The following is a 17377-nucleotide window of genomic DNA, read 5'->3' as shown; positions in this document are numbered from 1 at the left end:
CCCCGTTTTTCTTGCCAATGGAGACAACCATGAAAACTTTCCGTCGCACCCTGCTGGCCGCCCTGTCGGTCGCTGCCATCGCCTGCTCGTTCCAGGCCGCAGCGCAAGACTTCAAGCCGCGCATCATCCGTTTTGGCTACGGCTTGAACGAGGACTCCAACCAGGGCCGGGCCACCAAGCTGTTTGCGCAGGAAGTGGAAAAGGCCTCGGGCGGCAAGATGAAGATTCGCGCCATCGGTGCCGCCGCACTGGGTTCGGACGTACAGATGCAGCAGGCCCTGATCGGCGGTGCGCAGGAGATGATGGTGGGCTCCACCGCGACCCTGGTGGGCATTACCAAGGAAATGGCGATCTGGGACACGCCGTTCCTGTTCAACAACGCCAAGGAAGCCGATGTGGTGCTGGACGGCCCTGTGGGCCAGAAGGTGATGGACAAGCTGCAGGAAAAGGGCCTGGTGGGCCTGGTGTACTGGGAGAACGGCTTTCGCAACCTCACGAACAGCAAGCGCCCGGTCAACAAGCTGGAAGACATGGACGGCATCAAGCTGCGCGTGATGCAGAACAACGTGTTCCTCGACAGCTTCAAGACCCTGGGCGCCAACGCGGTGCCGCTGCCGTTCTCGGAACTCTTCACTGCCCTCGAAACCAAGACGGTGGACGGCCAGGAGAACCCCTACAACACCATCCTGTCGAGCAAATTCTATGAGGTGCAGAAGTACCTCACGGTGACGAACCACGTTTACAGCCCCTGGATCGTGCTGGTGAGTAAAAAGTACTGGGATGGCCTGTCGAAGGCCGAGCAGAAGGTGCTGCTCGACGCCGCCAAGAAGAGCCGCGACTTCGAGCGCCAGGACACCCGTGCCGAGGCCGACAAGGCGCTGGCTGACCTCAAGGGCAAAGGCATGCAGGTCAATGATCTGCCCGCAGCTGAAGCCAACCGCATGCGCGACAAGCTCAGTGCCGTGAACGCCAGCATTGCCTCCAACGTGGGCGAAGCGCTGTGGAAGGACGTACAGGCAGCGGTGGCCCAGGCGCGCGCGGGCAAGTAAATCTTGGCGGAGACCCTCGGCGGCCGCCAAGCTGTCGGGGCGGGCTTCGAGCTTCTCTTTTTAGCGAAGTACCATCAAAAAAATGCCGAGGCCCCTGCAGGGGCCTCGGCCTTTTGGCATTTGCAACCTTCTACCTGCACCGTGGTGCAGGCCCAGCGAATTACATGGAGCCGATTTCGCCGGACGAGATCTGGCCGGTGCGCAGGGCTTCAGCAGCCTGGGCACGCACGGCAGCGCGGTCAGCCGTGGACTTGTATGTCACCACACGCGAACCAGCGGGCTCGATGGAGCGGGTCTGGGCCACGGTAGCGGCTTCGGCAGCCACTTCAGCACGGGTGCGGTTGGTTTCAAACTTGGTGGCGAATTGCGAAGCATCGGCTTCGTCAGCCTGGGCACCAAAAGAAGCGAAAGCAGCAACAGCAGCGATAGAGAGGAAACGGGCAGTCTTGTTCATGATGAAACTCCTGTGAAATTCGAAAAATGGGGACGAGGTATCTGGAATACGCGGTGGGTGAAGCTGTGGATTCAAAAAATTGAATCAACCGCCTTCAGCAGGGCCCACGCGGCCAGTGCGCATGGCTTGTGCGGCAGCTTCGGCACGCACGGCAGCGCGGTCAGCCGTGGACTTGTAGGTCACCACGCGGGAGCCTGCGGGCTCTTGGCTGCGCATTTGCACAGCCGTAGCGGCTTCTGCGATCACTTCGGCGCGGGTGCGGCTGGTTTCGAATTGGGTGGCGAACTGCGAAGCGTCAGCTTCGTCGGCTTGGGCACCGAAAGAAGCGAAAGCAGCAACAGCGGCGATAGACAGGAAACGTGCGGTGTTGTTCATGATGGAAATCCTTGAAGTTAAAAAAGCGTCTCAAAAAAACCGGGTGAAGATCAGAAACGACTCGCTTCGCACCGGGTTCGGTGAGTCGCCTTGCGGGTTCGGCTCATCGATGGGATGAACTGTACGCCGGTGCTGTTCAGAGAAAAACCACTGAGTCGCGAACTAACTGTTCCAGTATTGGAAACAATCTCCCGGGCCGTCTGCCGTGTCTGCCTGCCCTCGGAACCCTGGCGGTTTGCCATGGAATCCGCCGGGCGCTGGCAGGCAACAGATGCCGCAGAGGTGAACGTGGTCGGTGCGTTGAACATGGGCTCCATCGTGCCGGGGTAGGCCGGGGGCGTCGTCTCGCCGCGGTTTCGCTTCTTTTCAGTTTGTTTCGCGCAAGGCGGTATGCAACCGCGCAGAAACATCCATTGCATTCGCCGTGCAACAGATGATCAAAAAGCGCTGCACATGGGGCTTGCGTGGGTTGCGCGCACGGGCCTTATGGGCTGAAATCTCCCTGTGCCCGTTTCCGTTTTCACGAGGGAGGTTTCCATGACCGCAGTCGCCAAGATTCTTCAGTCCAAACCCGACGCCACCGTCCATACCATCAGCCCTGCTGCTTCCGTGCTGGACGCCCTCCAGCTCATGGCCGACAAGGGCATTGGCGCGCTCATCGTGACCGAGGGCTCGTCCATCGTCGGCATCTTCACCGAGCGGGACTACGCCCGAAAAATCGCCCTCATGGGGCGCACTTCAGCCGTCACCCAGGTCAAGGATGTGATGACCTCGGCCGTGATGTTTGTGCGCCCGGATCAGACCAGCGAGCAGTGCATGCAGCTTATGAGCAACAACCGCTTGCGCCACCTGCCCGTGGTGGATGGCGGCAAGCTGGTGGGCATGATTTCCATTGGCGACCTGGTCAAGGACATCATCTCCGAGCAGAAATTCATCATTGAGCAGTTGGAGAACTACATCACCGGGGGGCACTGACTGAATTCAGCTCAGCTCCCGCAAAGGGCCAAGAACGCCACTTCCGTCACTGCACTCAACCACCCGTGTGTGACCAAGGTGGTACCACAATGGTTTCCCCCGGTAAACCTGACTCGTGGCGTTCCACCATCATGCGATACGCGGTCTCCAGGTCATGGGTGAATCGCCGTCCGTCGAAGAGGGGTGACAGTGAGCGCTGCGCGTGGAGCACCGTGCGGTACGCCGTGAGTGCTTCTCGGTGGTTTGCAAGATGAATGGCTGTGGCTTCATATTCTTGCTGCGTCTGCGTAATCAAGCTGTCCAGGTTCACGGCGGTGAGCAGGCTGGCAGCCACGCGGGCCGCGAACGATTGGCCCGCCAGCGTCAGTACAGGTAAACCAGCCCACAACGCATCGCTGGCAGTGGTGTGAGCGTTATAGGGCAGGGTGTCCAGGAAGAGGTCCGCAGCGCTGTGGCGGGCCAGATGCTCGTCTGCCGGTAGGCGTGACGCGAACACCAGACGGTCTGATCTGATGCCGCGGCGCTCGGCTTCCTTACGCAGATTTTCAGCTGCAGCATCGTTGTCCTTGAAAAGCCACAAAACACTTCCCGGTACTGCTTGCAGGATGCGCATCCAGCTGTCGAAGGTATCTGGCAGGATCTTGTAGTTGTTGTTGAAGCAACAGAACACGAATGCGTCCTCTGGCAGGCCCAATTCGGTGCGCGTGAACTGGCGTGAGGAGATCACCCGCTGGCTGTTGTTCACTTGGTAGCTGTGCGGCATGTAGACCGGCTTTTCCGTGAAGAATCGCTGCTTGTCTGATGGAATGACGATTTCATCCGCGATGACGTAGTCCATGTAATCCGCGCCAGTGGTGCCCGGATAGCCGAGGTAGCTGACCTGGATGGGAGCGCAGCGTTCGGCAAAAAGGCCCAATCGCCCGTCCATGGTGAATCCCTTGAGATCTACGGCGATGTCAATGTTCAGCGACCTGCTCAGCGCTGCGGCTTCCTTGTCCGTCAAGCCGCTGATGTCGTGAAATCCATCCACACTTTGGACCACTTTTTCTCTGGCAGCGTCATAACGTTGAGGTCCCAGGGAGAAAGCATGTATCTCGAATCGTTCTCGATCGTGGCTGTCCAGCAGTTCCATCATCAGGTGCGTGGTGGCATGATGAAAATAGTCGGCGGAAAAGTAGCCGACACGGATTTTCCCCGGCGCGCGCCGGGGAAAATCGACCAGTTGCGCTTGCCGTGCATTCAGATGTTCGAGGTGTGCCTGCGCAATCCGCAGATGCGTCTCTGGACTGTCCAGCATGGCCAGAAATGGGAAAGGATTGCGTTGGTTTTCGATGGCGATCCCACCCAGTTCCTCCCTGCGCTTCTGAAAATCTTGCCAGTCACAAATCTGCATCTGGATGGGAAGCAGTGTGGATGGATCGGTGTCGCAGGCCTTCAAATTGGCGATGGCTTGGGGAAACCGCTTCAAATCAATTTCCGATGCTGCTTTTGCAAAACGCGCAGCATGCAGCCCGGGGTCGATGGACAAGGCCTTGTCGAAATTTCCAATGGCATCCTCGTGCCTGCCCAGGGCGGCGAGAGCGCGGCCGCCCACCGTGTAGGCCACAGCGTTTTCCGGGTCGCCGGCCAGTGCGCGTTCCACCTGAGCGATGGCGTCCTTGAACCGTCGAAGGTCGATCAGGCAGTTGGCATGGTCCAGAAGCAATGCAGGCGTTGGCGGGAAGGTCTCCGAGGCGTTTTTCAGAAGCAGCTCTGCTTCGGGGAGCAGGCGTTGCTTGACCAATGCGCGGGCTTTGGTACTCACCGCATCGGGGTAGTGGGGCTGAATCGACAGCGCCTGATTGGCGTGGCCAATGGCCGCGTCGAACTGGTCCAGGGCGATCAGGGTTTTGGCGAGATTGTTGTGGGCCTTGGCATGCTGAGGGGTGCCCTGCAATACTTTTTCGAAGCAACGGGCCGCCTCTTCAGTGCGCTGGAGCTCCAGCAGGGCTATGCCCCGGTTGATCTGAATTTCCGGATGATCAATGCCTGCCGAAGCCAGGGCCTCCGCATCCTGCAGCGCCATGTCATAGCGGCTCGCCTTGACCAGCAACGCCAACCGGTTGACGCGTGCTGCCGGCATGGCCGGGTTCAAGGCCAAAGCCTCGTCGATGCACTGAAGTGCTTCGTCGGTGAGGCCACATTCCGCCAGAGCCAGCGCCAGATTCACGTGGACGCCAGCATCCTGGGGTAGCAGCCTTCGGGCTTCGGTCAGCAGCTCTTTGGCTTTCCCAAAAGCACTGCTGGAGAGTGCGACCACTCCCAGCATGTGCAGGCTGCCCGCATGCTCAGGTTTTTTTCGCAGGATCTGCTGATACAGGTTCGCGGCATTCTGAATTTGCCCTCCCCGATGCAAGGCCAGCGCCTGTTGGTACGCCTGATCGATATTGAAACTGTTGCCTGATGCGGGCGAGCGCGGGAAAAATGGGAACTGCGATGCCATGGTGTGACGCGGTGGTTCACAAAAAAGTTGCTACCAGACGCCGCAAGCAGGCGGCGCGGGGAGGCTGAATTGTGCAGTACCACCGGCGGTCACGCCGATTCGCGAGTGAGCCAAGCGTTGGGTCGGGGTCAGGCCGCCTTCTCGACATGCCCCTGCCGGGTGTACAAAAAGTCGATCACCGCCTTGCGGTAGTGCACATACTGCGGGTCCTCGGCCAGCTCCACGCGCTTGCGGGGGCGGGGCAAGTCCACGGTCAGCACCTCGCCAATCGTGGCGGCCGGGCCGTTGGTCATCATCACGATCTTGTCGGACAGCAGCACGGCTTCGTCCACGTCGTGGGTCACCATCACCACGGTGCTTTGGGTGCGCGCCACGATCTCCAGCAGCTCGTCCTGCAGCTTGGCGCGGGTCAGGGCGTCGAGCGCGCCGAAGGGCTCGTCCATCAGCAGCACCTGGGGCTCCATACTCAGGGCCCGGGCAATGCCCACGCGCTGCTTCATGCCGCCCGAGATTTCGCCCGGGCGCTTTTGGCCCGCGTGGGTGAGGCCCACCAGCGCCAGTGCGGCATCGGTGCGGGCCTTGAGCTGGGCCTTGGTTTCCTTGGCGCCAAACACGCGCTCCACGGCCAGGTAGATGTTGTCAAAGCAGGTGAGCCAAGGCAGCAGCGAGTGGTTCTGGAACACCACCGCGCGCTCCGGCCCCGGGCCCTTGATCTCCTTGTTGGCGCACAGCAGCGCGCCGTTGGTGGGCGTGGTCAGGCCGGCAATCAGGTTGAGCAAGGTGGACTTGCCGCAGCCCGAGTGGCCGATGAGCGCCACGAACTCGCCCTTGGCAATCGTCAGGTGGATGTCGCGCAGCGCCGGGAACAGGCCCTTGGCCGTCTTGAAGGTCTGCTCGACGCCGTGGATCTCGATGAACTTGGTGCTCATGGAAGGGTGGGGGGATGGAGCTGTCGTGTTCATGCTTTCACCTCTTCAAACGTAAATGCGGTGGCCAGCTTGATGAGTGCAAACTCCAGCAGCAGCCCGACGATGCCGATCACGAAGATCGCGATGATGATGTTCTTGACGTTGAGGTTGTTCCACTCGTCCCACACCCAGAAGCCGATGCCTACGCCGCCGGTCAGCATCTCGGCCGCCACGATCACCAGCCACGCGGTGCCCACGGCCAGGCGCACGCCGGTCAGCATGTAGGGCAGCACGGCGGGGAACAGGATCTTGGTGGCGATCTTCCATTCGCTCAGGTTGAGCACGCGGGCCACATTCATGTAGTCCTGCGGTACGCGCTGCACACCCACGGCGGTGTTGATGATCATGGGCCAGATGGAGCAGATGAAGATGGTCCAGATGGCCGCCGGGTTGGCGCCCTTGAAGACCAGCAGACCGATCGGCAGCCATGCCAGGGGCGACACGGGGCGCAGCAGGCTGATGAGCGGATTGAACATGCGCGACAGGAAATTGAAGCGTCCGATCACAAACCCCGCCGGAATGCCCACCAGCGCCGCCATGCCGAAGCCGATGGCCACGCGCTGCAGGCTCATCAGCACGTTCCAGCCCACGCCCTGGTCGTTGGGGCCGTTGCGGTAGAAGGGGTTGCTGAACACTTCCAGCGCCTGCAGCCAGGTGTCCTTGGGGCTGGGGATGCTGCCGCCCGTGGTGGTGGAGACCACCGCCCACAGGCCGATGAGCAGGCCCAGGCCACACAGCGGCGGCAGCACGGCCAGCCAGAAGCTGCGCGAGAGGGCGGACCAGTCGCGGCCAGTGGCCACGCTGGAGGGCGTTGCAGGCGCCTTGGGGACAGATATCGCAGCCTTTTGGCTTCTTGCGCTAGTGGATGATGCGCTTGCAGCTACAGTATTCATAGCATTCTGTGCGGCCACGGGGGCTGCATCCAACGGGGAGTGAAAGACGGCACTGACCATGGTTTTCTCCTGTGCAGGGCTTGCTTGCGGGGTGGCCGGGCGGGCGCTGGGGCAGGGTTGCCGTCAGGCCTTGATCTTGAAGCCGTCGGCGTACTTGGCGGGGTCCTTGCCGTCCCACACCACGCCGTCGATGAATTTACTGGTGCGCAGTACATCCTTGGGCACGCTGATCTTCATGGCGCTGGCGACCGACTTGTACAGGTCCACCTGGTTCACTTCCTTGGCCACGGCCAGGTAGTCGGGGTGGCTCTTCAGCAAGCCCCAGCGCTTGTGCTGGGTCAGGAACCACATGCCGTCCGACAGGTAGGGGAAGTTCACCGCGCCGTCGTTGAAGAATTTCATGTGGTTGGGGTCGTCCCAGGTCTTGCCCAGACCGTTCTGGTAGCGGCCCAGGATGCGCTGGTTGATGGCATCCACGCCCGTGTTCACATACGCCTTGCCGGCCACGGTCTCGGCCATCTTCATCTTGTTGGACAGGCTGGCGTCGATCCACTGGCTGGCTTCGAGCACGGCCATCATCACGGCACGCGTGGTGTTGGGGTACTTCTTGACGAACTCGGCCGTGGTGCCCAGCACCTTCTCGGGGTGGTCCTTCCAGATATCCTGCGTGGTGTTGGCCGTGATGCCGATGCCATCCATGATGGCGCGGTGGTTCCAGGGCTCGCCCACACAAAAGCCGTCCATGTTGCCCACGCGCATGTTGGCCACCATCTGCGGCGGGGGCACGGTGATGAGCTTGGCGCCCGACAGCGGGTTGATGCCCGCCGCTGCCAGCCAGTAGTGCATCCACATCGCGTGGGTGCCTGTGGGGAAGGTGCCCGCAAATGTGTATTCACGCTTCTCGCTGGCCATGAGCTTGGCCAGGGACGGGCCATCCACCGCACCCTTGTCGGCCAAGGCCTTGGAGAGGGTGATGGCCTGACCGTTGTTGTTCAGATTCATGAGCACGGCCATGTCCTTCTTGGGACCGGCGGTGCCCAGGTGCACTCCATAGACCAGGCCGTAGAGCACATGGGCAAAGTCCAGTTCGCCGTTCACCAGCTTGTCACGCACGCCCGCCCAGCTGGCTTCCTTGTTGGGGACGATGGTCACGCCGTATTTCTTGTCGAAGCCCAGCACTGAAGCCATGACCACGCTCGCGCAGTCGGTCAGCGGGATGAAGCCGATCTTGACTTCCTTCTTCTCGGGGGCGTCGGAGCCCGCTGCGTGGACGAGTGCGCGCAGCGCGGGGCTCACACCCACAGCGCCCACGGTGGCGGCCTGCAGCACGGTGCGGCGGTTGAGGCTGGTTTTCAACAGATCGGTCATGGGGCATCCCTGGTGGCGTGAAAAACAAAAAAGGCGTCCTCACACCGCGCCCGGCTGCATCAAAGCAACGCCGGGAGCGGGTGGGGACGCCTTTGTCCTGGGTGGAGCCTGGAACGGGTCCGGGGCTCCTTGCCAGCACCGGCCCGCCGTTGGGTCAGTGCTGTCAGTGGTCAGACCTGCATTGGTCTTGCACTGTGCAATGCAAAGCGCGTGCCAGCGCGCGCTGCGCCATGTTGGAGCGCTGGTTGCTATGGAATGAATAGCTATCTGCGCTTGATCAATAAGCGCTACACGCCTGCAAGGCTTGCAGCAGGGATGTTCTTGTTGTGATCAGTGTGGTCGCACTGCCTTTGTGCGGCGCACCATTTGGGAGGGGCCTTGGAATTGGGCGCGGCCCAGGCGAGGGATGCCAAGCAAGGGCCGCCCCGCAGCGAGGGCATCGTCCCCCTTCCCGAATGACGCAGTCATTCGAGAGAAGGGGGAAGCGGCGCAGCCGCTCAGGGGGTTGTTATCTGGTTTTACCCCAGCAGATCCATCACGTCCAGCATGCGCTGGGCCACGTCCACGAGCTTCAGGCCCTTGTCCATGGCGGTCTTGCGCAGTTTTTCGTAGGCGGCCTGTTCGGTCAGGCCCTGGCGCTGCATCAACAGGCCCTTGGCGCGGTCGATGGTCTTGCGGTCTTTGAGCTCGGTTTTGGCGTCGGCCAGTTCGGCGCGCAAGGCCTGTTCGTGCTGGAAGCGGGCCATGGCCACGTCCAGAATGGGGCGGATGCGCTGCGGTGCCAGGCCCGCCACGATGTAGGCAGACACACCGGCCGCCACCGCGTCCTTCACGTGCGAGGTGTCTTCATCGTTGGTGAACATCACGATGGGGCGGCGTTCGTCGCGTGTGGCCATCACCACATGCTCCAGCGCGTCGCGGGCCTCGCTCTCGGCGTCCACGATGATCAGGTCGGGCTGTAGCTGGGCAATGCGCTCGCTCAGAAACACGTCGGCGGGCAGCGTGGCCACCAGGTTGAAGTTGTTCTCCAGCAGCCCGATGCGCAGCGCCCGCGACCGTTCCGCCTGCTCCACGGCGTGTTCGTCGTCAGGGTCGGCGACTGCCAGATCCGGGGCAACCACCACGATGCGCAAAGCCTCATTCATACCCGTAAGCATAAGCAATTTTTACGCCACAAATTGGTGCGCCGGGGTGGTGCACGGCCCCAGAGCGCCGTTGCGATGGGCTTTCACGCAGGGCCCATACCGGCCCCAGGCCCGCCACGCCTGGGTGCCCTGGCCCCCGTTGTGGGGCCTGAAAGTTGCTAATACTGACACCGTGGGAGGGCATACCCGGTAGCTCACCCAGCGGAGCGTCGCATATACATCTGGTCACACAGACACACTGAAATGGAGTTTTTTGCATGAACAAGCACATGAACCGGCGCCGCTTCTCGGCCAGCCTGGCCTTGACCGCAGTGGCGACTGCTGCACTCCTGACCGGATGCGGCAAGGTGCCGGACACCATCAAAATTGGTGTTGCACAGCCCTTGAGCGGCCCGCTGGGCGCCCTGGGGCAGGATCTGCTCAATGGCGTGAAGCTGGCGGTGGAGGAACTCAACAAGTCCGGCTACACCGTGGACGGCAAGCGCGTGACCTTGGAGGTGGTGTCCGTGGATGACAAGGCCGACGCCACCACCGGCAAGGCGGTCGCCCAGCAGCTGGTGGATGCGGGCGTGGTAGCCGTGGTGGGCCACCTCAACTCGGGCGTGAGCATCGAGACCGCACCCATCTACGCTGCCAAAGACATTCCACAGATCGCCATCTCCACCAATCCCAAGTTCACGCAGCTCGGGTTCCCCACCACGTTCCGCATGGTGGCCAACGACACCTTGCAGGCGCGCGCCATCGGCTCCTTTGCGGCCACGCAGCTGGGCGCCAACCGCTACGCCGCGCTGGACGACGGCACCCCTTACGGCAAGGGCCTCGCCGATGGCGCTGCCGAACAGCTCAAGGCAGAGAAAAAGGAAGTGGTGGTGCGCAAGTCGTTCGACGACAAGACCGTGGCCTTCGACGAGCTGGCCGGTGAGCTCAAGGCCGCCAACGTGGAGGTGATTGTCTCTACCCTCAACGACTTCCAGGCCCTGGCGCTGCTCGAAGCGCTCAAGAAGGTAGACCACACCAAGGTCAGCCTGCTGGGTGGCGACACCATCAAGACCACCGACATGACCAAGGGCGCGGGCATCGTGCAGGGGCTGTACGCCACCTCGCCAGTGCTGGAAGCCAAGGAGTTCACCACCGGCAAGCCCTTCCTTGAAAAGTACATCGCCGCCTTCAAGAAGCCTCCGGCCTACGGTGGCCACTACAGCTACGACAGCACGTATGTGCTTTCGGCAGCCATCCAGAAAGCCAAGTCCGCCGACCCCAAGGAAATCACCAAGGCCCTGCACAGCATCAACGGCTATGCCCCGGTGATTGGCACCATGACCTGGGATGAGAAGGGCGAGCAGCGCTACGGTGCCGTGGGTGTGTACGAGCTGCGCAGCGGCAACTGGGAGTTGCGCATGCGGTCGGACCGCTGGTAAACAGCCCTCCGGGACGGATCGGCCCCGGGTTTTACACTCGGGGCATGAGCTTGCTGATCCTGGGTATTGAATCTTCGTGCGACGAGACGGGCGTGGCATTGGTCCGTTCCACGGGCAATGCCGTGCCTACGCTGCTGTCGCATGCGCTGCACAGCCAGATCGAGATGCACCAGGCCTATGGCGGCGTGGTCCCCGAACTGGCCAGCCGTGACCACATCCGCCGCGTGCTGCCGCTGGCCACGCAGGTGCTTACCGAGTCTGGCCAGTCGCTGGCCGATGTGGACGTGGTGGCCTACACGCGCGGCCCGGGCCTGGCGGGTGCGCTGCTGGTAGGCGCTGGCGTGGCCTGCGCGCTGGGCGCAGCGCTCAACAAGCCGGTGCTGGGCGTGCACCACCTGGAGGGGCACCTGCTGTCGCCCTTCCTCAGCGCCGACCCGCCAGAGTTCCCTTTTGTGGCCCTGCTCGTCTCGGGCGGCCACACGCAGCTGATGCGGGTGGATGGCGTGGGCCGTTACGAGATTCTGGGCGAGACCATTGACGATGCGGCTGGCGAGGCGTTCGACAAGTCCGCCAAACTCATGGGCCTGGGCTACCCCGGGGGCCCTGCGCTGTCGCGCTTGGCTGAGCAGGGCGATGCCACGGCCTTCAAGCTGCCACGCCCGCTGCTGCACAGCGGCAACCTTGATTTCTCTTTCGCCGGGCTCAAGACGGCCGTGCTCACGCAGGCCAAGAAGCTGGGCGATGAGCTGGAAGCAAGCAAGGCCGACCTGGCGGCGAGCACCGAGGCTGCGATTGTCGAAGTGCTGGTGAAGAAGACGCTGGCCGCGCTCAAGCAGACCGGCCTGAAACGTGTGGTGGTCGCCGGTGGCGTAGGGGCCAACCGGCACCTGCGTGCGCAACTCAATGCGGCCTGCGCTGCGGCCAAGGTGCGCGTGCACTACCCTGAGCTGCACCTGTGTACCGACAACGGCGCCATGATTGCCATGGCAGCGGCCATGCGGCTGCAGGCAGGGCAGCAGCAGGCCAACACCGACTACGCCTTTGACGTGAAGCCGCGCTGGCCGCTGGATGCCATCACCGTGTGATTTTGAAGAAAAGTGGCACCTGGCGCAGTTAAATCATGCGCTAGGTGCTACCTTTTTTGATGCTCAGAACGGATAGTGGCGCGGCGTGGTCTGCACGGTGATCCAGCGCAGTTCGGTGAATTCACGTACGCCCGCCATGCCACCAAAGCGGCCATAGCCCGAACTTTTCACGCCGCCAAAAGGCATCTGGCCTTCGTCATGCACCGTGGGGCCGTTCACATGGCAGATGCCCGACTCGATGCGTGCGGCCACATTCCACGCCTTGGCCACATCGCGGCTGAACACGGCGGATGACAGGCCGAACTCGTTGTCGTTGGCGCAGGCAATGGCTTCCTCCACACCATTCACGCGCACCACGGGTTTGACGGGGCCGAAGGATTCTTCGCGGTAGATGTCCATCGCGGCCGTCACATGGTCGAGCACCGTGGCCTGCATCAGCGTGCTGTCGCTCTTGCCGCCGCAGACCAGCTTGGCGCCCTTGGACAGTGCGTCGTCGATGAGGGCGTTGCAGCGGTGCACCGTGGCCATGTCCACCACCGAGCCCAGCACCACCGGGCCCTTGCGCGGGTCGCCCAGGGGCAGAGCCTTGGCGCGCTCGCCCAGCTTGGCCACGAACGCGTCTGCCACCGCGTTGTCCACAATGATGCGTTCGGTGGACATGCAGATCTGGCCCGAGTTGGCGAATGCGCCGAACACGGTGCCTGCGACTGCAGCATCGATGTCCGCATCGTCCAGCACCAGCAGGGGGGCCTTGCCGCCCAGCTCCAGCACCACGGGCTTGAGGTACTTGGCGCAGGTCTGCGCAATGATGCGGCCCACCTTGGTGGAGCCGGTGAAGTTGACGCGGCGCACTGCCGGATGGGCCACGATGGCTTCGACCACAGCGCCTGCATCCGCCGGAGCGTTGGTTACAAAGTTCACCACGCCAGCAGGCAAACCAGCTTCCTGCAGCGCTTCGATGATGAGGCCGTGTGTGGCGGGGCACAGCTCCGACCCCTTCAGGATCACCGTGTTGCCGCACGCCAGCGGCGTGGCGATGGCGCGCACGCCCAGGATGACGGGGGCGTTCCACGGTGCAATGCCCAGCACTACGCCCGCCGCCTGGCGCACGCCCATGGCCAGGCTGCCGGGCACGTCGGACGGAATCACTTCGCCGGCAATCTGCGTGGTCAGGGCGGCGGCTTCTTGCAGCAGGCCGGCAGCCAGGTGCACGTTGAAACCGGCCCACATGCCCGAGGCGCCGGTCTCGGCCGCCATGGCCACCGCAAAGTCGACCGTGCGGGCCTCCAGCGCATGTGCTGCCTTGAGCAGCAGCGCGCGGCGCGCGTTGGGGCCCAGGGCCGACCAGGCCGGGAAGGCCTTTGCGGCTGCGTCGGCAGCTGCCTTGGCGTCGGCCACGCTGGCAGCGGGTGCCGTGGTGGCGACCGAACCGTCCAGCGGGTTGCGACGCTCAAACGTGGCGCCGCCGGTGGCTTGCACGCGCTCGCCGTTGATCAACATGGCAATGGCAGTCATGGAATAAATCTCCTGGATGGCAAAAAAGAAAATAGAAGCAATCGAAATGATGGGAGGCGATAGCGCCGCACGGTTTTCGCGATGACCTACGGCTCCCGAAACCGGCGGTGCCGAGGCCAGTGCCCCCGCGCAAGGGCAGCCCCGCCGCGCTGGGGGCGTTCCCCTCCCGAAGGAGAGGGGGAAGGCGCGAAGCGACTCAGGGGGTGCTCCATAGATTTCAGGCCACGCCGAGGTAGGCCTGGCGCACCACGTCGGACTGCAGCAGGGTCGATGCCTCGCCCGAGGCCACGATGCGCCCGCGCTCCAGCACATAGCCGCGCTGCGCAATCTGCAACGCCTTGCGCACGTTCTGCTCCACCATGAGCACGGTGATGCCCTGTGCGGCGATGCGCTGCACGATTGCCAGCAGCTCATCGACCATGCGTGGCGCCAGGCCCAGCGAGGGCTCGTCCAGCATCAACAGGCGCGGGCCGCTCATCATGGCGCGGGCCACGGCCACCATCTGCTGCTCGCCGCCGCTCATGGTGCCGGCCAGTTGATGGGCGCGTTCCTTGAGGCGGGGAAAGTCTTCAAACGCCTGGTGCAACCGCTCGGCGCGCACGCGCGATGGCACCAGCCAGCCGCCCAGCTCCAGGTTCTCGGTCACCGTCATTTGCGGAAACAGCTGGCGACCTTCGGCGACCAACGCCAGGCCGCGTTGCACGCAGGCCGTGGCGTTCATCGCAGGCACGGCCTGGCCGTCGAGCGTCACCGCGCCCTGGCGCGGCAGCAGGCCCGCCAGGGCCTTGAGCAGCGTGGTCTTGCCCGCGCCGTTGGGGCCCACGATGACGGTGATGCCGGGCGCGGCTTCCAGTGCCAGGTCTTGCAGCACCTGAAAGCCGTGGTAGCCCGTGGTCAGGTTCTGCACTAGCAGGTGTGCGCCGGTCATGCCGTGGCTCCTTGTTCCGCGTGTTCTGCGCTGTGGGTCATTTCGTCACCCAGATAGGCCTCGATCACCTGCGGGTCGCGCACCACCTCGGCGGGTGTGCCGTCGGCAATCTTGCGGCCCTGGTGCAGCACCAGCACGCGCTCCACGTACTTGAGCAAGGTGGTCACTGCGTGCTCGATCCACACCACGGTCAGGCCCCAGTCGTCGCGCAGGCGGCGAATGCGCTGGGCCATGGCATCGACCTCCGCTTCTGTCAGGCCCGCAGCCACCTCGTCGAGCAACAACAGGCGTGGGCGTGTGCCCAGGGCCATGCCGATCTCCAGCAGGCGCTGCTGCGACGGCGTCACGTCGGCGGCGGAGCGGTCGGCCAGGTGCGCCAGGCCCAGCATGGCGAGGATTTCCTCCTCGCTGCGCAGGCCCTGGGGCCCCTGGCGGTGGCGGCCCGCGAACTGCATGCCAAAGCGCACGTTGTCGCGTACCGTCATGTCGGGGAACACGCGCGGCGTCTGGAAGGTGCGAGCAATGCCGTGAGCCGCATAGTGGTGCGGGCCCTTGCCGGTGAGGTTGTCATTGCCGCTCACCAGCGTGCCGGATGTGGGCGGCTGCACGCCCGAGATGGCGTTGAAGAATGTGGTCTTGCCCGCACCGTTGGGGCCGATGATGCCGATCAGCTCGCCCGTGTGCAGCGTGGCGCTCACGCCATCCACGGCAGTCAGGCCGCCAAAGCGCACGGTCACGCTGTCAATGGTCAAAAGTGCTTCAGCCATGGTGCGCCTCCGCAGCAGGCTTGCGCCGTTGCCACAGCGTGGCCAGGCCATTGGGCAAGTACATCACGCACAGAATCAGCAGCAGGCCCAGCACCATCATGTAGCCGTAGGGCAGCTGCAGGCGCAGCGTTTCGGCCAGCAGACTGAACACGATGGCCGCCAGGATGGGGCCGCCAATGCTGGTCGCGCCGCCAATCAACGCGATCAGCACGGTCTGGAAGCCGATGAAGGGGCTGAACACGGCTGCGGGCTCGATGTAGGTCCAGCGCACGGCCATGGCAGCGCCCACGGCGCCTGCAAAGGCGGCGGTGATGCCAAAGCCTGCGATCTTGGCCAGTCGCGTGTCCACCCCAAGCGTCTGCGCGCGCTGCTCGTCGGCGCCAATGCCGGAGAGTGCCAGGCCAAAGCGGCTGCGCTGGATGGCAATGGCGGTGGCAATGGCCGCCGCCGCGATCAGCAGCACGGTGAGGTACACGGTCTCGTTGCTGGGCACCACCGTGAGCACGCGGCCCACGGTGCCCGATACCTGCTTTTCGACAAAGGTGACTGCGTGGCGGATCAGCTCGGTCATGCCGAAGGTCAGCACCGCGAAGTAGGTGCCGCGCAGGTGCAGCACGGCGGCGCCCATCACAACCGCCACGATGGAGGCAATCAACGCACCGGACACGATCACCAGTGGCCAGGGCAGCACTTCCAGCAATGTGGCGCTGGCATAGGCCCCGATGCCGAAGAAGGCCGATGTGGCCAGCGAGAGGTAGCGCGTGGCGCCGCAGAACAGCGACCAGCTGGTGGCCAGCGCGATGTACATCAGGCAGCTGAGCAGCACCGAGGCCACGAACTCGGACACCAGCCAGGGCAGGGTGCCGACCACGGCCGTGCCCACTGCCAGCGCGAGCCATGGTCTGGAAGATGGATTTTTCATGAAGTTATCTTTTGTGTTCAGCCCCGTAATGGGCGATCAAATCTGGCGCGGTCCAGCTCAGTGCCACCGTGGAACTGGCTTTGCCAGGCCAGGGGTGGCGTCCCCCTCCCGAAGGAGAGGGGGAAGACGCGAAGCGGCTCAGGGGGTGTCTCATTTCTTTGAGAACAGTCCGTTGGGGCGCCAGATGAGCACGCCGATGAACACTGCATAGCTCAGCAGCATCTTGAGAGACGGGCTGCTGAAGTGCATGCCCAGCGCCTCGACCACGCCGAGCAGCAAGCCACCGGCCAGACTGCCCGCCAGGCTGCCAAAGCCGCCCAGCGTGATCACGATCAGCGCCGTCACGGTATAGGGCTCACCCATCGACGGAGAAATCTCATACGTCATCGACAGCAGCGCCCCCGCCACGCCCGACAGGCCCAGGCCAATGCCAAACATCATGGGGTGCAGGCGCCGCGTGTTGATGCCCACCAGCTGCGCGCCCGTGGGCGACTGCATCAGCGCCCGCACCGCCTTGCCCAGCAGCGTGAGCTTGAGCAGCGCGATCAGCGCGGCCGACAGCGCCAGTGCCACGCCGAACAGCACCAGCTTGTTTTCAGTGAAGCGCATGCCCGCAATCTGCACCGGGTCGGCCAGGTATTCGTACCCACGCAGGTCACCACCCCAGATCAGGAGCGCGGTGTTCTGCACCAGGAACATCAGGCCAAAGCCCACCATCAGGCTGCGCGCCTCGAACACGTCCACGTTCGGCGCGCGCGCCGCCAGGCGCTTGAAGCACAGCGCATGCACCGCCACACCCAAAACAAACAATGCGATGAAAGCCAGCGGCATCAGCAGCAGCGGCGAGATGCCCCACAGAGTGTGCGCGGACCAGGTGAGGAATGCGCCCAGCATCAGGAACTCGCCATGCGAGATGTTCATGATGCGCATCAGCCCGTACTGCAGGTTCAGGCCCATGGCCACCAGCGCATAGATGCCGCCGGTAATGAGGCCACTGGCGACCAGTTCGGCCCAGGAAGTCAGAGACACTTTG

The 17377-nt window shown here is 63.4% G+C and carries 16 protein-coding genes; 4 read left to right on the top strand and 12 right to left on the bottom strand.

The window, feature by feature from the left end; genetic code table 11:
* Positions 1 to 29 precede the first annotated feature (29 nt).
* On the top strand, positions 30 to 1049 hold the full coding sequence (locus tag IB236_RS07525) for a TRAP transporter substrate-binding protein (protein ID WP_192419841.1): 1020 nt from the start codon (positions 30 to 32) through the stop codon (positions 1047 to 1049).
* A gap of 160 nt (positions 1050 to 1209) precedes the next feature.
* Here IB236_RS07525 and IB236_RS07520 read toward each other — a convergent pair whose 3' ends face one another.
* Both IB236_RS07520 and IB236_RS07515 read right to left on the bottom strand, forming a co-directional pair.
* Positions 1210 to 1503: a hypothetical protein gene (locus IB236_RS07520; protein ID WP_056058309.1), complete on the bottom strand. Its 294-nt coding sequence runs from the start codon at positions 1501 to 1503 to the stop codon at positions 1210 to 1212.
* Positions 1504 to 1587: 84 nt separating this feature from the next.
* Positions 1588 to 1878 carry a DUF4148 domain-containing protein gene (locus IB236_RS07515; protein WP_056058312.1) on the bottom strand — a complete coding sequence of 97 codons (291 nt, stop codon included), beginning with the start codon at positions 1876 to 1878 and terminating at the stop codon, positions 1588 to 1590.
* Between the two features lie 537 nt (positions 1879 to 2415).
* On the opposite strand from IB236_RS07515, the gene IB236_RS07510 reads away from it, so the two are divergent.
* Entirely contained in the window at positions 2416 to 2853 is a 438-nt protein-coding gene (locus IB236_RS07510) for a CBS domain-containing protein (RefSeq protein ID WP_192419839.1), read from the top strand.
* Positions 2854 to 2908: 55 nt separating this feature from the next.
* Here IB236_RS07510 and IB236_RS07505 read toward each other — a convergent pair whose 3' ends face one another.
* The 5 genes from IB236_RS07505 to IB236_RS07485 all read right to left on the bottom strand — a co-directional run bounded on the left by IB236_RS07505 (position 2909) and on the right by IB236_RS07485 (position 9709).
* Positions 2909 to 5335 (bottom strand): tetratricopeptide repeat protein, encoded by a 2427-nt coding sequence (locus tag IB236_RS07505; protein WP_192419837.1) that lies wholly within the window; start codon positions 5333 to 5335, stop codon positions 2909 to 2911.
* A 128-nt stretch (positions 5336 to 5463) separates the two neighbouring features.
* Positions 5464 to 6297: an ABC transporter ATP-binding protein gene (locus tag IB236_RS07500; protein ID WP_056058319.1), complete on the bottom strand. Its 834-nt coding sequence runs from the start codon at positions 6295 to 6297 to the stop codon at positions 5464 to 5466.
* The gene (ntrB, locus tag IB236_RS07495; RefSeq protein WP_056743992.1) at positions 6294 to 7256 is read right to left on the bottom strand and encodes a nitrate ABC transporter permease; all 963 of its coding nucleotides are present in this window, start codon (positions 7254 to 7256) and stop codon (positions 6294 to 6296) included. The genes IB236_RS07500 and ntrB overlap by 4 nt, the downstream gene beginning before the upstream one ends.
* A gap of 63 nt (positions 7257 to 7319) precedes the next feature.
* Positions 7320 to 8564 (bottom strand): CmpA/NrtA family ABC transporter substrate-binding protein, encoded by a 1245-nt coding sequence (locus IB236_RS07490; RefSeq protein ID WP_056743994.1) that lies wholly within the window; start codon positions 8562 to 8564, stop codon positions 7320 to 7322.
* A 518-nt stretch (positions 8565 to 9082) separates the two neighbouring features.
* Complete coding sequence (locus IB236_RS07485) at positions 9083 to 9709, bottom strand: ANTAR domain-containing response regulator (protein WP_056058325.1); 627 nt, start codon at positions 9707 to 9709, stop codon at positions 9083 to 9085.
* A 257-nt stretch (positions 9710 to 9966) separates the two neighbouring features.
* Here IB236_RS07485 and IB236_RS07480 point away from each other — a divergent pair, with 257 nt between their 5' ends.
* Together IB236_RS07480 and tsaD are read left to right on the top strand one after the other, a co-directional pair.
* The gene (locus tag IB236_RS07480; RefSeq protein WP_056743995.1) at positions 9967 to 11127 is read left to right on the top strand and encodes a branched-chain amino acid ABC transporter substrate-binding protein; all 1161 of its coding nucleotides are present in this window, start codon (positions 9967 to 9969) and stop codon (positions 11125 to 11127) included.
* Positions 11128 to 11171: 44 nt separating this feature from the next.
* Entirely contained in the window at positions 11172 to 12212 is a 1041-nt protein-coding gene (tsaD, locus tag IB236_RS07475; protein ID WP_192419835.1) for a tRNA (adenosine(37)-N6)-threonylcarbamoyltransferase complex transferase subunit TsaD, read from the top strand.
* A gap of 63 nt (positions 12213 to 12275) precedes the next feature.
* Here tsaD and IB236_RS07470 read toward each other — a convergent pair whose 3' ends face one another.
* From IB236_RS07470 to IB236_RS07450, 5 genes are all read right to left on the bottom strand, one after another.
* Positions 12276 to 13727 (bottom strand): aldehyde dehydrogenase, encoded by a 1452-nt coding sequence (locus tag IB236_RS07470; protein ID WP_192419833.1) that lies wholly within the window; start codon positions 13725 to 13727, stop codon positions 12276 to 12278.
* A 217-nt stretch (positions 13728 to 13944) separates the two neighbouring features.
* A complete protein-coding gene (locus IB236_RS07465; protein ID WP_056744001.1) occupies positions 13945 to 14655 on the bottom strand; it encodes an ABC transporter ATP-binding protein in 711 nt (236 codons plus the stop codon).
* Positions 14652 to 15422, bottom strand: coding sequence for an ABC transporter ATP-binding protein (locus IB236_RS07460; RefSeq protein ID WP_056744002.1), 771 nt, complete (start codon positions 15420 to 15422; stop codon positions 14652 to 14654). Before IB236_RS07460 ends, IB236_RS07465 begins: the two co-directional genes overlap by 4 nt.
* Positions 15415 to 16344 carry a branched-chain amino acid ABC transporter permease gene (locus IB236_RS07455; protein WP_056744004.1) on the bottom strand — a complete coding sequence of 310 codons (930 nt, stop codon included), beginning with the start codon at positions 16342 to 16344 and terminating at the stop codon, positions 15415 to 15417. Before IB236_RS07455 ends, IB236_RS07460 begins: the two co-directional genes overlap by 8 nt.
* Before the next feature lie 150 nt (positions 16345 to 16494).
* Positions 16495 to 17373, bottom strand: a complete 879-nt coding sequence (locus tag IB236_RS07450; RefSeq protein ID WP_192419831.1) for a branched-chain amino acid ABC transporter permease — start codon at positions 17371 to 17373, stop codon at positions 16495 to 16497.
* Positions 17374 to 17377: the final 4 nt, after the last annotated feature.

It is taken from the genome of Acidovorax sp. ACV02, assembly GCF_014851475.1.
GTDB lineage: Bacteria > Pseudomonadota > Gammaproteobacteria > Burkholderiales > Burkholderiaceae_C > Acidovorax > Acidovorax delafieldii.
This window is presented reverse-complemented; position numbering and strand designations above follow the sequence as displayed.

What these genes read in the sequence shown, in the direction of transcription:
- IB236_RS07520 (WP_056058309.1), bottom strand. Translation starts at nt 1,503, where the DNA reads ATGAACAAGACTGCCCGTTTCCTCTCTATCGCTGCTGTTGCTGCTTTC.
- ntrB (WP_056743992.1), bottom strand. Translation starts at nt 7,256, where the DNA reads ATGGTCAGTGCCGTCTTTCACTCCCCGTTGGATGCAGCCCCCGTGGCC.
- IB236_RS07470 (WP_192419833.1), bottom strand. Translation starts at nt 13,727, where the DNA reads ATGACTGCCATTGCCATGTTGATCAACGGCGAGCGCGTGCAAGCCACC.
- tsaD (WP_192419835.1), top strand. Translation starts at nt 11,172, where the DNA reads ATGAGCTTGCTGATCCTGGGTATTGAATCTTCGTGCGACGAGACGGGC.
- IB236_RS07525 (WP_192419841.1), top strand. Translation starts at nt 30, where the DNA reads ATGAAAACTTTCCGTCGCACCCTGCTGGCCGCCCTGTCGGTCGCTGCC.
- IB236_RS07485 (WP_056058325.1), bottom strand. Translation starts at nt 9,709, where the DNA reads ATGAATGAGGCTTTGCGCATCGTGGTGGTTGCCCCGGATCTGGCAGTC.
- IB236_RS07465 (WP_056744001.1), bottom strand. Translation starts at nt 14,655, where the DNA reads ATGACCGGCGCACACCTGCTAGTGCAGAACCTGACCACGGGCTACCAC.
- IB236_RS07480 (WP_056743995.1), top strand. Translation starts at nt 9,967, where the DNA reads ATGAACAAGCACATGAACCGGCGCCGCTTCTCGGCCAGCCTGGCCTTG.
- IB236_RS07500 (WP_056058319.1), bottom strand. Translation starts at nt 6,297, where the DNA reads ATGAACACGACAGCTCCATCCCCCCACCCTTCCATGAGCACCAAGTTC.
- IB236_RS07505 (WP_192419837.1), bottom strand. Translation starts at nt 5,335, where the DNA reads ATGGCATCGCAGTTCCCATTTTTCCCGCGCTCGCCCGCATCAGGCAAC.
- IB236_RS07490 (WP_056743994.1), bottom strand. Translation starts at nt 8,564, where the DNA reads ATGACCGATCTGTTGAAAACCAGCCTCAACCGCCGCACCGTGCTGCAG.
- IB236_RS07460 (WP_056744002.1), bottom strand. Translation starts at nt 15,422, where the DNA reads ATGGCTGAAGCACTTTTGACCATTGACAGCGTGACCGTGCGCTTTGGC.
- IB236_RS07455 (WP_056744004.1), bottom strand. Translation starts at nt 16,344, where the DNA reads ATGAAAAATCCATCTTCCAGACCATGGCTCGCGCTGGCAGTGGGCACG.
- IB236_RS07510 (WP_192419839.1), top strand. Translation starts at nt 2,416, where the DNA reads ATGACCGCAGTCGCCAAGATTCTTCAGTCCAAACCCGACGCCACCGTC.
- IB236_RS07515 (WP_056058312.1), bottom strand. Translation starts at nt 1,878, where the DNA reads ATGAACAACACCGCACGTTTCCTGTCTATCGCCGCTGTTGCTGCTTTC.